The sequence below is a fragment of the Sorangium sp. So ce1036 genome, from assembly GCF_051369805.1.
Taxonomy (GTDB): Bacteria; Myxococcota_A; Polyangia; order Polyangiales; family Polyangiaceae; genus Sorangium; species Sorangium cellulosum_F.
Window position 1 is genome coordinate 2,977,160 of the sequence record NZ_JBBMOX010000001.1, and the last position, 12,215, is coordinate 2,989,374.

Annotated in this window: 10 protein-coding genes; 5 read left to right on the forward strand and 5 right to left on the reverse strand. The window is 73.3% G+C overall.

The genetic code is table 11. The annotated features are described in order from the left end of the window. The 5 genes from WMF31_RS11500 to WMF31_RS11520 form a co-directional block, all read right to left on the reverse strand. Positions 1–606: an N-acetyltransferase family protein gene (locus WMF31_RS11500; RefSeq protein WP_436601979.1), complete on the reverse strand. Its 606-nt coding sequence runs from the start codon at positions 604–606 to the stop codon at positions 1–3. 375 nt (positions 607–981) lie between these two features. Further along, the gene (locus tag WMF31_RS11505) at positions 982–2,337 is read right to left on the reverse strand and encodes a hypothetical protein (RefSeq protein ID WP_436601980.1); all 1,356 of its coding nucleotides are present in this window, start codon (positions 2,335–2,337) and stop codon (positions 982–984) included. Positions 2,338–3,707: 1,370 nt separating this feature from the next. Next, positions 3,708–3,884, reverse strand: coding sequence for a hypothetical protein (locus tag WMF31_RS11510; protein ID WP_436601981.1), 177 nt, complete (start codon positions 3,882–3,884; stop codon positions 3,708–3,710). A gap of 88 nt (positions 3,885–3,972) precedes the next feature. Further along, on the reverse strand, positions 3,973–4,239 hold the full coding sequence (locus WMF31_RS11515; RefSeq protein ID WP_436601982.1) for a hypothetical protein: 267 nt from the start codon (positions 4,237–4,239) through the stop codon (positions 3,973–3,975). Beyond that, a complete protein-coding gene (locus tag WMF31_RS11520) occupies positions 4,236–4,859 on the reverse strand; it encodes a hypothetical protein (RefSeq protein ID WP_436601983.1) in 624 nt (207 codons plus the stop codon). The genes WMF31_RS11515 and WMF31_RS11520 overlap by 4 nt, the downstream gene beginning before the upstream one ends. Before the next feature lie 51 nt (positions 4,860–4,910). Between WMF31_RS11520 and WMF31_RS11525 the strand changes: the two genes are divergently transcribed. The 5 genes from WMF31_RS11525 to WMF31_RS11545 all read left to right on the forward strand — a co-directional run bounded on the left by WMF31_RS11525 (position 4,911) and on the right by WMF31_RS11545 (position 12,183). Then, entirely contained in the window at positions 4,911–6,569 is a 1,659-nt protein-coding gene (locus WMF31_RS11525) for a Ppx/GppA phosphatase family protein (RefSeq protein WP_436601984.1), read from the forward strand. A gap of 158 nt (positions 6,570–6,727) precedes the next feature. Beyond that, positions 6,728–8,209: a hypothetical protein gene (locus tag WMF31_RS11530; protein ID WP_436601985.1), complete on the forward strand. Its 1,482-nt coding sequence runs from the start codon at positions 6,728–6,730 to the stop codon at positions 8,207–8,209. Between the two features lie 124 nt (positions 8,210–8,333). Then, positions 8,334–8,747: a hypothetical protein gene (locus WMF31_RS11535; RefSeq protein ID WP_436601986.1), complete on the forward strand. Its 414-nt coding sequence runs from the start codon at positions 8,334–8,336 to the stop codon at positions 8,745–8,747. A gap of 76 nt (positions 8,748–8,823) precedes the next feature. Then, positions 8,824–9,894: a protoporphyrinogen/coproporphyrinogen oxidase gene (locus WMF31_RS11540; RefSeq protein WP_436601987.1), complete on the forward strand. Its 1,071-nt coding sequence runs from the start codon at positions 8,824–8,826 to the stop codon at positions 9,892–9,894. Between the two features lie 138 nt (positions 9,895–10,032). Beyond that, positions 10,033–12,183, forward strand: a complete 2,151-nt coding sequence (locus WMF31_RS11545; RefSeq protein WP_436601988.1) for a protein kinase domain-containing protein — start codon at positions 10,033–10,035, stop codon at positions 12,181–12,183. Positions 12,184–12,215: the final 32 nt, after the last annotated feature.

Sequence of the window (12,215 nt, forward strand, 5' to 3'; positions counted from 1 at the left end):
TCAGGCTCCGCCGGCCGGGCCTTCCGGGCGGCGGAGCAGCCGCTGCATGAGGATCACGTCGAGCCAGCGCTCGAGCTTGTACCCGACGTCGCGGAGCCGCCCGACCTCCTCGAACCCGAGCGCGCGGTGCAGCGCGACGCTCGGCGCCTGGTCGCCCGCGATCTGGGCGATGATCGCCCGGTGGCCGAGCTCCTCGGCCCGGCGCACCAGATCGGCGAGGAGGCGGCGCCCGAGGCCGCGCCGGTGGCGGCCCTCGCGCACGTAGACCGAGTCCTCGACGGAGCGGGCGTACGCCTCGCGCGGGTTCCACGCGGACAGCGCGCCCCAGCCGACCACCGTCCCGTCCTCGTCGACCGCCACGGTGACGGGGTGGCAGGGCCCGTGCGCGAGGAACCAGGCCCGGCGCTCCGCCGCGGTCGGGACCGTCGTGGCGAAGGTGCAGGTCGAGCGCTCGACATAGAACGCGTAGATCTCCTCGATCGCCGGGAGATCGGCCTCCGCCGCCAGCCGGATGCGCACCCCGTCGCCTGCGTACGAGAGCGGCGCGAGGCCGTCCTCGGCGATTGGCCGAGCGCGGAACGGCGGCAGCTCGGCCCCGGCGCTCACGGCGTCCCCTTACGGGACGGCCCCCGCGCCGGTGCCTCGCGGGCGCGCTCTCCCCGGCTCTCGACGCTGCTCATGGTCCCTCACCCTTCGACGTGAGGAGGGTGCCTGTCTTCGTTCGAGATCGCAATCCTGGAGCGGCGACCAACGCGCCCTGTCGGGACCGCGTCCCGGGAGCGCGCGGAGCGCGCTCGGATCGTCGATCGCCGCGTGTGCGACGTCGGGGGCGAGGAGCGCCGCGCGTGCGCTCCCAGGCGGCGCTGAGCCACGGCCTCGTGGGCTGCCAGCGCTCCCTTCGCCGGGGCTCCGGCGCACCAGGTCTCCCGAGCCGCGCCGGCTCAAGCCGCCTGGCCGCCCTGATCGCTGGAGCGGGCCGCGTCAGTGATCCAACCGGCGCCTGGCCAGGAAATTGTCCTGCTGGGGGATGCGGAATCCTTCCCCGAGGAGCTGGACCTGCCGATAATTCGCGTTGTAGTGAACATAGGCGGCCTCGCGGTGGGCGAACACCTCGATGTAGTCACCGATGAAAGAGCCGCCGAGCAGCGGGTCGGCCTCCGGCTCGTTCGATATCCCGGTGATGCGCTGCCGCCTGGTCACCTCGCCGCTGGATGGATCCACCGAGACGAGCTCGACATCCTGCCGGTTGTGGAACCTCGTATCGTGGCGGTTGGTGAACCACGCAAGCGCCAAGCTCGACCCCAGCGGGTCATCGGCGATCGTGGGGAAGTAGTTGTCTCCTTCTACGGAGAGGATCTTCACATCGCTCCAGTGCCGGCCGTCGTCATCGGAGTACACGAGCTTGATCTGCGGCTCCTGGCACGACATCTCGCCCAGGAGTCGCACCGCGCACGCGTCCCACACGACGAAGACGCGCGTCCCGCCGCAGTCCGTCTTCCGCACAGCGTGCTTCGGGTAGGTGGCGACCCGGAAGTCGTTCGCGTGGAGTGAGCCACCGAAGGGGATCGCCTGGCGTTCCTCGTAGACGACCTGCTCGTCCCCGAAATCGGTGCTGCCGGCAGGGGCGATCCGCAGCTTGTGAATGAACGTTTGCGGCGTCCCCTCGAGCTCACCCAGGATCTCGGTCCACGTGATGTAGACGCGGCCGTCAGGACCGATGGTGACGTCCCCGAACTGGACGTCCTGGTCGTCGCCGCTGATCAGGATGGGCTCAGTGCAGCTCTCCAGGTCGGCATCGCAGCGGACGGCGTAGATGCTCGCGGAGGTGAACCCGAGCGGCGCCGACTCGTCGACGGCGAAGTCGGCGTAGACGGCCCAGACGACCTTGCCTGCGTCGCCGCTCACCCCGACGTCGATCCACTCCTTGTCGAGGAAGTGCCCTGGTCGGGACACGGCGACCGCCCGGCGCACGGGCCAGCAGGAGGGATCCGAGCCGCCGGGGCAGCGGGCCAGCGTCGCGGGATCGCTGCGATAGACCCCGATCGCGTTCAGGTTGTTGAACGGGTCCACAGGGTCGTAGTTGAGGCTGCCAGCAAACAGCTGGCAGTCACCGTCCGCCACGTCCACCGGGTCTCCGCCCGACGGGAGATCGATCCCGCCCACCGTCACCGTGGGCAGGCGCCCCTCGTTCCTGACGGTCGCCCCGCCGTTGGTCGACAGGTGCCAGCCCGTGAAATTGGACAGCGGGTCGAGGAGCCCCCGGTAGTCGTTCGTCCCGCCCAGCACGATGTCGATGTCCGAGCGACATGCCGTGACCGACTCTTCGTTCTGCGGCAAGCCCACTTTATCCAGGTTGAATAGATCCGCCGTCGGCGCCATCCGCGCGGGAGCCGTGCGAGCGCTGAGCAGAGCCCGCTGCAGCTCGCCGAAGCGTTGCTGGAGGTGTATCGGCGCCCGATCGGGGTTGGACATCCAGTACCGGACGCTCACGCCCTGGGACAAACGGGCGAACAGGCCACCGCCGAGGGTCGCCCTCTGGGGCACCCGAGTCGCTGAAGACGTGCTGAGGCCATATCCCGGATCTTGCTCCTGGACACACGCAACGAACGTAAGTCCGATCGATGCGAGCGAGAGTATTGACGGCAATGTCCTTTTCATGGTCCCCCCCCCCACCCCTCGTGCGCGATCATCCGGATCGCCGGCGCGGTATCGTTGACACCTGGTCGAACGAGCCGACCTCGCGCGCTGCGCCGCTGCGGCTCCACCCAGGTCTCCTCTCCTGAATGGATCTCAAGCGAGAGATTGTGTCGATTTTATGGTCTCAATAGATAGTGGGTAAATCTCTCTTGTAAAGGAAAGTTCGCGTCTGACGCTGCGTCCATTTTGTCGGGTGCACGGAAGCCGCTCGGCGCCGACACGGACGGCACCGACCCGAGCGTCGGCGCAGCTCGCGCTGTCCCTGGTGACAACGCCTGTCACCGGCCCCCTTCGCCCGGCCACGTGGTCTCCGTCGCTTTCTCCGCCCACGGGCGCGCCCGCTTTGCCCGTGACGCTCTCCTGACTTGCGAAGATCTCCCGCTCCCGGCGCGGCGCGAGGCCTTGCGGGCGTGCGCGGCGGAGCCCGTCGAGCCCTTCGATCCGAAGGACAGCTCGAGCCTCTCGATGGCGCGGGACTCAGCGCGCCGCTGGTGTGGGCGTGGGAGGCGCCTTCACGGCGGTTCGTTGGAGTCGCCGGAGCAGAGGACGAACTGCATCGCGCCGGGCAGGGTCTGGGCGTCGCCGGTGAGCCCGCCTTGACCTGGCGCGGGCTGTCCGTGCCATCGGGGGCGTCCCCGCAGAGGGGGTTCCTGAGGTCCGGGTCACGAGCGTCCATGCAACCTTCCTTGCGCGAGAGATGGAGTCTTCCCGTTCACGCGTCGGGTGCGACGCGCGCTGCGCCGGCGCGCTCGTCTCGCGCGGACCAGGTGACAGGCGGCCTGGCGCTCGGCCGATCTGACATCGGGAGAAGCGATTCCCTTGGCTCTGTGGCGAACGCGGCGCGCCCCCATCAGAAAATGGCCGCGCGCGGGCGGCGGCGCCGCGCCATCGCGCAGAGGGCGGCGCGCGCCGGCTCGCGATGTCTTCGTGGGGGGGATGTTCGGAAGGAGAGGAGGGGAGGGCGGGGCGCCGCAGGGCGCGGTGCCCTCTATGCGATGGCGCGGCGGGGCTCAGCTCGCGGCCGTGGCGGCCGCCTCGGCGCCGGCGACGAGCGGCGCGTACGCCGTGAGCCACTTGCTCCAGCGCTTGGTCTTGCGGCCGGGCTTGCGCGAGCTCCGGGCGCTCCGCTCCTGCTTCTGGGCGACTTTGATGGTGAGGTGCTGGTGCTGGCGTGTGGGGCGATGCATGGCGGCGGATGCTGCTCGAACGCGCCGCGCTCCGCAAGCCTCAACACAGGGGGCCGCGCCCGCTCGGCCGCCGCGCCCCGCCGCGCTCTCAGGACGAGGGGGGCGCCGCCCGCTCGTCCAGCGCGTGCCGCTCCGGCCCCAGCCGGCCGAAGCTGTGGATGCCGTAGATGAGCAGCGCGAGCGCCAGGACCGTGAGCCCCATGCCCGCGTCCGACGGCCCGACGCCGACCAGCGCGAGCCCGGTGAGGAGCAGCAGGCCCCCGCCGCCGAGCGCGCGGCGCGCGCGGCGCTCCGCCTCGCTCCTTTGCCCCCCGCGGCGCGCCGGGCGGCGCGCGCCCTCCTCGCGCGCGCTCACTGGAACTTCTGCGTCCGCGCGTAGGTGATGAAGTCCTTCACGTCGCGCGTCAGCTGGCGCTCGGCCGTGATCGTCGTGCGCTCGTGCGACTCGCCGACGAGGTCGTCGTACACGTAGTTGTCCTGATACAGGAGCACGATGCGCGCGGCCCCGTCCGGCCCGCCGCGGACGATGCGCAGCTTCTCGTCCCGCCCGTTCGCCGGCGGGATCGCGGCGCCGAGCGCCCGGGCGTCCTCCTCGGTCACGTAGGCGACGCCGTACGCGCGGCCCTGCACGCCGACGTCGATGCGGATCTTCTGCCCGCTGACGAGCTCGACCTCACGCCCGAGCACCGGCCGCGCGCCCTCCTGCGCCATCGCCCTCCGGATCACCTCGATCGCCCTGCGCTCGTCCAGCGCGCGCACCGGGTTCGGCGCGCGCGCCTCGCCCGGGCCGCACCCGGCGAGCGCGAGCGCCGCGGCGGCCGCGACCGGGGCCGTCAGCGCGAGGCGCGCCGCCGCGCTCGCGCACGCGAGGAGACGGCGCGCGCCCCGAGCCCGCCCGGGCGCGCCCGTCGAGAGACGATGACGAAGGGGACCGCGAAGGCGGGGCCCCGACCCGCAATGAAGCTTCCTCCACATGAGCGGGCATGAGAGTAGCCAACCGCCCCGGGCTTCGCTACTTCTCCCGGCATGGCGCGGCTCGCTGCGATCGACATCGGATCCAACGCCATCCGGCTTCGCATCGTCGACGTCGAGCCTCCGGCGCTCGGGGCGTTCGGCGCCGGGCGGGATCCGGCGCTCCCCGCGCCGCCCGGCGGGGCGCTCGACGCGCCGCGCTTTCACCCGTTCCGGGACGTCCACGCGGATCGCGCGCCCGTGCGGCTCGGGCGCGACGTGTTCACGAAGGGCGAGCTCGAGCCGGGGGTGATCGGCGCCGCCTGCGAGGCGCTCCGGCGCTTCCGCGCGGCGATGGACGCGGCCAAGGTCGATCGGTACCGCGCCGTGGCGACGAGCGCGGCGCGCGAGGCCCGGAACGGCGACCTCTTCGTCGAGCGCGCGGCGCGCGAGGCCGGCGTCCACGTCGAGATCATCGAGGGCGTCGAGGAGGCGCGCCTCGTCCAGCTCGCCGTCCGCGAGCGCGTCGCGCTCGGCGCGCGGACGGCGCTGCTCATCGACATCGGCGGCGGCTCCACCGAGCTCACGCTGCTGCGCGGCCGCGGGGCGGTCTTCTCGCGCTCGCTCCCGGTGGGCACGGTGCGGCTGGTCGAGACGTTCCTCGACGCGCGCCGCCCGGTCGACGCGGGGCACCGGCGGCTCCTCGAGGAGTACGTCGACCGCGTCACGGCCGACGCCACGCGCGACATCGTGGAGCTGCTCTGCGGCGGCGCGGGGCTCGACCTGCTCGTGGGCACGGGCGGCAACATCGAGACGCTCGCGGACCTCTGCCCCGCGCCGGGCGCGCTCCCGGAGGGGCGGGCGATCGACGTGCCCGCGATGCTCCGCCTGCTCGACGAGATGTCGGCGCGGACGCCCGAGGAGCGCGCGCAGGTCTACGGCCTCCGCCCCGACCGCGCCGACACCATCGTCCCCGCCGCGGCGATCCTGAGCCGCATCGTGCAGGTGTTCCCGCAGCCGGCCATCATCGCGCCCGGGGTCGGGCTCAAGGAGGGCGTGCTCGTCGACCTCGCCCACGCCCACTTCCTGGGGCCCGATTTCCGCGGCGAGGCCGCCGCGGTGACCGACGCCTGCGTCCGGCTCGGCCGCCGCTACCACTTCGACGAGCAGCACGGCGCGCTCGTGGCCCGCTTCGCCGAGCGGCTCTTCGACGACCTCGCGCCGCGCCACCGGCTGGGCCCGCGCGACCGGATCCTCCTGCGCGCGGCGGCCCTGCTCCACGACGTCGGCGACTTCGTCCGGTACGAGGGGCACCACAAGCACAGCTACTACGTCATCATCCACAGCGACCTCATGGGCCTCACCCCCGAGGAGCGCGCGCTCGTCGCGAACGTCGCGCGCTACCACCGGAAGTCCCCGCCCAGCATGGAGCACGACAACTTCCGCGCGCTCTCGCGCGAGGCGCGCTCCAAGGTGAAGGCGATGGCGTCGATCCTCCGCATCGCGGACGCGCTCGATCGCGAGCACCGGGCCAAGGTCGCGGGGGTGAGCGGCCGCATCGAGGGCGACACGCTGGTGCTCGAGGTGCAGGGCGCGGAGGACCGCGCGCTCGAGGAGTGGACGGTCGTGGCGAAGGCGGGAATGTTGCGCGACGCGCTCGGGTTGGAGGTGCGGATCGCGGACGCCACGCCGAGGTCGCACCCGCCGCCGGCCGGCGCGCTCCCGGGCGGCTGACCTCTCGGAAAAGTCGCGCCGGCCTTTGCGCCGCGCCCCGGGCGTGGCCATGAATTTCGGGGGGGCGTGCGCCTTCCACGGAGGAGGGCGGCCGCCATGCGCGGGCGGGGCGGGTGGACCGCCGGGCTGCGCCGCACCCGGAGGAGGGCGAGCGACCGTTGACGCTGAAATCTCCGAAGCTCATGGAAGCCCGCCGCGCCGCCGGCATCCTGGAGTCCGCCTTGCGCGGGCACACCGGCGATCTGACGCTCGCCGACGCCTCGGCCAGGAGCGGCCTGCCGCTGCGCGACGCGGAGAGCGGGCTGCACCTGCTCGTCAGCGAGTACCGCGGTCACCTCAAGGCCACGACCGAAGGAGAGCTGCTCTTCCGCTTCCCGCACGGCTTCACGAAGCCGTGGCAGACGCGCACGCGGCTCGAGCGCGCGCTCGGCGCCGTCCTCCGCGGCGCGGCCGGCGTCGCCCGCTTCCTCGTGCGCGCGTGGATCGCGATCGTGCTGATCGCCTATGTCGTGATCTTCCTCGGGATCCTGATCGCGCAGATGTTCGCCCGGTCGAACAGCGACTCCCGCGAGGGCAGCGGCTTCTCCGGCTCGTTCGTCGGTTATCTCCTGTTTCGCGTGGTCTTCGACGCGATCTTCTGGACGTTCCATCCCTTCTCGCCGTTCGTGTGGACGGCGGGCTCGTCGTGGTCGTCGTCTCAGGACCACCGCGGGGCGTTCGGGCAGCGGCGGAGGAAGGACGAGACACCCTTCTACGAGAAGGTGAACCGCTTCTTCTTCGGCCCGACGCCGGCGCCGCGCGATCCGCTGGAGCACGAGAAGCTGATCCTCGCCGAGATCCGCGCCCAGCGGGGCCGGATCGGGCTCGCGGACGTGATGCGCGTGACGGGCCTGCCGCGCGATCAGGCGGATCCGCTGATGGCGCGGCTGATGCTCGACTACGACGGCACGGTCGACGTGTCGGAGGAGGGGGGCCTCGTTTACCGGTTCGAGGCGATCCGGAGGACGGCGGCGGACGCGTGGTCGCCGGCGCCGGCGCCGGTCTGGGGCCGGCGCGAGGAGCTGCCGCCGTTGACCGGGAACAGCGGTGGGGTGAACGCGCTCATCGTGGCGCTCAACGGGTTCAACCTGGTGATGAGCCTCTATGCGCTCGGCGCGCACCTCACGATAGACAACCTCGGGCTCCTGGCCCGCGGTGTGCCGATGTCCGAGCTGCCCGACGCCGGGACGGCGGTCGCGCTCGGGGTGGTGCCGCTCGTCTTCTCGCTCGCGCTCTTTGCGCTCCCGCTCGGTCGTGCGCTGTTGCGTCCGCTGAAGCGGCGGCGGATCGGCCGGCAGAACGCGCGGCGGGCCGTGCTTCGGGCGATCCTCTCCCGTGTCGGCGCGAGGGGCCGGGCGCCGATCACCGAGGCGGAGCTCGCGCGGGCCTGGCAGGACGCGGCGGGCGAGGCGCCGAGCTCGGAGGAGATCACCCGCGAGGTGGTCGCGCTCGGGGGCGATGTCGACCTCGAGGCGGGGGAGGGGATCCGATATCGCTTTCCCGAGCTGGAGACCGAGGCGAAGGCCCTGGAGGCCGAGCGCGAGGCCGCTTCCGAAGAAGAGGCGCGCCCCGGCAAGGTGATTTTCTCGTCGGACGTTTGAGCACGTCTCGGGCGTTTCTGCGCTGGCCCATAAAGAGTCGCCAACGTATGCGCGCGCACGGCGAGCGATGCACCGTTGATTGACGAGCTGCGGTTCGGACGTCTACGCTAGAGTAGCTCCGCTCATGTACTCGGTTGACAACAGGGCTGGTCGCCTCATCGAGGTGAGGCTCGGGACACCGCTGCCGGCCGGCGAGGTCGACGCGTGCATTGCCAAGATCCAGGGGATCGTCACCCAGAACCGCCATGGGGCGGTCGTGTGCATCGAGCTGCTCCAGGTCGACGTGCTCGCGCCCGAGAGCGCGGAGAAGTTCCTGGAGATGATGCGCGTCCAGAACGCAACGGTGCATCGGACGGCGTACTTGCTGCCGGTGACGAACGCGATCCTCGGGCTCCAGGTCGAGCGGCTCATCCGGGACGCGCACAACTCGAGCCGCAAGGCGTTTCGTGACACCACATCGCTCGAAGCCTGGCTCGTCCCGGTGATGACGATGGTGGAAGCGCAGCAGCTCCGGAAGTTCCTGGCGCAGCTCGGCTGAGGCGGCGCCCCCGCGGCGCGCTGCGGAGGCCGCCCCGGACGTCGTGGTGTCCTGGGCGTCGTGGTATAGAGCGCCGATGCGACGTGTTGCCATCGTCGGCGGCGGCCTGTCCGGGTGCATCGTGGCGTTCCGGCGCGCGGCGGCGGGCGACCAGGTGGCGCTCGTCGAGGCGGCGCCGCGCCTCGGCGGACAGCTCTGGACCGAGCGGGGCGGCGGCTTCGTCGTGGAGCACGGGGCGGAGGGGTTCATCGCGCGGAGCGAGGCGGTTCCGGCGCTGGCCGGCGCGCTCGGCATCGGGGGGGAGCTCGTCGGCCAGGAGACCTATCGGTCGTTCGGGTTCGACGGCGGGCCGCTGCGCGAGCTCCTGCCGGGCGAGGCGGCGGAGTTCCTCGGCTTCCAGGTGCCGCGCGGCGAGCTCGGCAAGGGCATCCGGACGTTCCGCCTCGGGATGGCGCAGCTCGTCGAGGCGCTCGCGCGCGCGATCGTCGACGCGCGCGTCGACGTGCGGCTCTCCACCGCGGTCACCTCGCTCGCGCGCGTCGCCGACGGCCACCGGCTCTCGCTCACGGGGGGTGGCGCGCTCGACGCGGACGCGGTGGTGATCGCCACGCCCGCCGCGGGCGCGGCCGCGCTGCTCGGCGAGCCGGCGCGCGCGCTCTCGGGCGCCCCGACGCTCTCCAGCGTGACCGTCTCGCTCGCGTACCCGCGCGCCGCGATCGAGCACCCGCTCGACGGCACCGGCTTCATCGTCGCCGCGGCGCACCAGCGCCACGGCTTCCGCGCGTGCACGTTCACGACCTCGAAGTTCGAGGGCCGCGCGCCCGCCGGCCACGTCACGCTCCGCCTCTTCTTCCGGCCCGAGCCGGCGGATCTCGAGCGGATGGGGGACGCCGCGTGGGCGGCCCGCGCGGAGGCGTCGCTCGCGCGCGTGCTGCGCGTGGACGGGGCCCCCGAGCGCGCGTGGGTCTCGCGCTGGCCGCGCGCGCTCCCGGTCTTCACGCCCGCGCACGAGGAGCGCGTGCGGGAGCTCGAGCGGTCGCTCGAGGGCCGCGGCGTGCTGCTCGCCGGCTCGGCGTTCCACGGCTCCGGCATCGACGCCGCCGTGCGCTCCGCCGAGGCAGCGGCCGCGCGCCTCGACGCGCTGTAGCGCCTCGGCGCGCTGTGGCCCAACCTGGACGGAATTCCCTCCCCGGCGGGAGGAGCTGCCCTTCCGGGGAGGTCCCAGCCCCGCCGCGCGCGGTTCGGCCCTTCCGCCCGGGCGCGGGCGCGTGCAGGATCGCTCGGCATGGAGATGCGTCCGGCCCTCGAGCGCGCAGAGGACGAGCCCGCGCGGTCTCCTGGCGCCCTGCGCGGCTGGATCATCGAGGGCGAGATCGGGCGCGGCGGCATGGGGCGCGTGTTCCGGGCGCGCCACCAGAAGACGCGGGCGCGCGCGGCGATCAAGGTGCTCCTCGGCGACTACGCGCGCCGGCCCGACGTCGTGGCGCGCTTCCGGCAGGAGGCGATCGCCGTCAACATCATCAACCACCCCGGCATCGTCCGCGTCTTCGACTCCGGCGAGCTCGAGGACGGCTCGCCCTACATCGTGATGGAGTACCTGGACGGCCGGGGCCTGCGCGACTGGGTGCAGGCGGTGCCCGCGGCGGATCGGCCGCGGCAGGTGGTGCGGCTCGGCTACCAGATCGCCTCGGCCATGGCCGCGGCCCACGCGTCCAAGGTCGTCCACCGCGACCTCAAGCCGGAGAACATCCTGGTGATCGACGACGAGCTCGCCCCCGGGGGCAGCCGCGTCAAGATCCTCGATTTCGGCATCGCGAAGGTCCTCTGGGGCGGCCTGCCGGAGGTCCTGGAGCTGGACGGCAGCGGCCCGCTCGCGCCCGCGCTCGCCGCGCGCACCGAGCTCTCGGCGCAGCCCGTGGCGACGGTGGCCGCGGCCCCCGTGCTCGCGGCGGAGGGCGAGGCGGCCGAGGAGGAGGCCCTCCGGAGCGTCCCCGCGGTGAGCGCCGAGCGTCCCGCCGTGGTCCACGCGACCGTCGAGGCGCCGCTCGAGCACCCTTCGCCCTCGTCGTCCGTCGAGGCGCCGCTCGAGCGCCCCGCGGCCTCGTCGCCTCGGGGCCTCGCCGAGCCCGCGCCGGCGAGCGAGGGCGCCGGACAGCCCACGATGCCGTTCACGCAGGAGGGCGTGTGGGGGCTCGGGACGCGGAGCTACATGGCGCCGGAGCAGGAGCGCCACTCCGGGAGCGTCGATGTGAAGGCGGACGTCTACTCGCTCGGCGTCATCCTGGTCGAATTGCTCGAGGGCCGGACGCCCGACGCGCCGGGCGGCGCGTGGCCGCCGCCGATGAGCGCCGGGACGCCGCCCGACCTCGTGGCCCTCGTCCACCGGGTGCTGTCCTTCGAGCCCGAGGCCCGGCCGCACATGGCGGAGGTCGCGGCCGCGCTGCACCGGCTCGGCCGCGCGAAGCAGGAGTTCGACGAGGCGCTCTCGCGGTGGGTGCGCGGCGGCAAGGCGCCGAAGCTCCTGCCGCGCGGCAAGGCGCTGCACGAGCTCACCGCGTGGTCGAGCGACATCGACGACCTCTCGGCCCTGGAGCGCGGCTTCCTGGAGGCGGCCTCCGCGGCGGAGGCGCGGCGCGAGCGCTTCACGCGGATGCTGCTCGCCCTCGGCGTGGTCGTCCTCATGGGCATGGTCGCGACCACCACCGTGTTCTGGGTGCACGCGACGCGGGCGCGGAGGACGGCCGAGGCCGCGGAGCGCGCCGCGCGGGACCACAGCCGGCTCGAGGCGGCCGCGAACGCCTCGGCGCAGGAGGCGCTGCAGAAGATGAGCGAGGCGCAGCGCGCCACCGCCGCGGCGCTGGCCCTCGCCATGAAGGCGAGCGACGACGCGAAGAGCGCCAACTCCGAGCGGGAGGCGATGACCGAGGCCAAGCGCCTGGCGGAGCAGGCGGAGCTCCGCGCCCGGCGCGCGGCCGGGGTCGCGGCCGCCGCGAAGGCCGAGGCCGACGCGCGGTACGCCGAGTCGAAGGACGCCCTGGAGCGCGAGATCGCCGCGCTCTCGGTCGAGCGCGATCACCTGCTGCGCGAGCTCGGGCGCGCCGAGGAGGAGCGCGAGCGGACCCGGGCGATCCTCGGCGCGAGGGAGCACGAGCTCCGGACCGCCCGGCAGGAGCTCCGGGGCGAGTCGATGCGCGCGCTCCTGCTCGAGCGGAAGCTCGGCGAGACCCTCGCGCAGATCGACGAGCTCGAGGCGCAGCGCGACGCGTGCGCCGCGCGGCTGTCCAGGGCGCCGCCGTCGCCCGGCGCCCCGGTGGACGGGAGCATGGGCCCGGGGTGGCGAGACGAGCTCCCGCCGCCGCCGATCGAGCCCCCGGCGGATCCAGGGCCGCCCCCGCCGCCGTTCCCGCCGTTGCGCCGCGGCAGGAGGCTGTTCTAGCGCTGCTGCGGGAGGTCGGGCCGAGAGGCGAA

Bases quoted from the DNA above. Each gene is read 5' to 3' on its own strand.
- WMF31_RS11510 (WP_436601981.1), bottom strand. From the start codon at position 3,884: ATGCATCGCCCCACACGCCAGCACCAGCACCTCACCATCAAAGTCGCC.
- WMF31_RS11520 (WP_436601983.1), bottom strand. From the start codon at position 4,859: ATGTGGAGGAAGCTTCATTGCGGGTCGGGGCCCCGCCTTCGCGGTCCC.
- WMF31_RS11525 (WP_436601984.1), top strand. From the start codon at position 4,911: ATGGCGCGGCTCGCTGCGATCGACATCGGATCCAACGCCATCCGGCTT.
- WMF31_RS11535 (WP_436601986.1), top strand. From the start codon at position 8,334: ATGTACTCGGTTGACAACAGGGCTGGTCGCCTCATCGAGGTGAGGCTC.
- WMF31_RS11540 (WP_436601987.1), top strand. From the start codon at position 8,824: ATGCGACGTGTTGCCATCGTCGGCGGCGGCCTGTCCGGGTGCATCGTG.
- WMF31_RS11545 (WP_436601988.1), top strand. From the start codon at position 10,033: ATGGAGATGCGTCCGGCCCTCGAGCGCGCAGAGGACGAGCCCGCGCGG.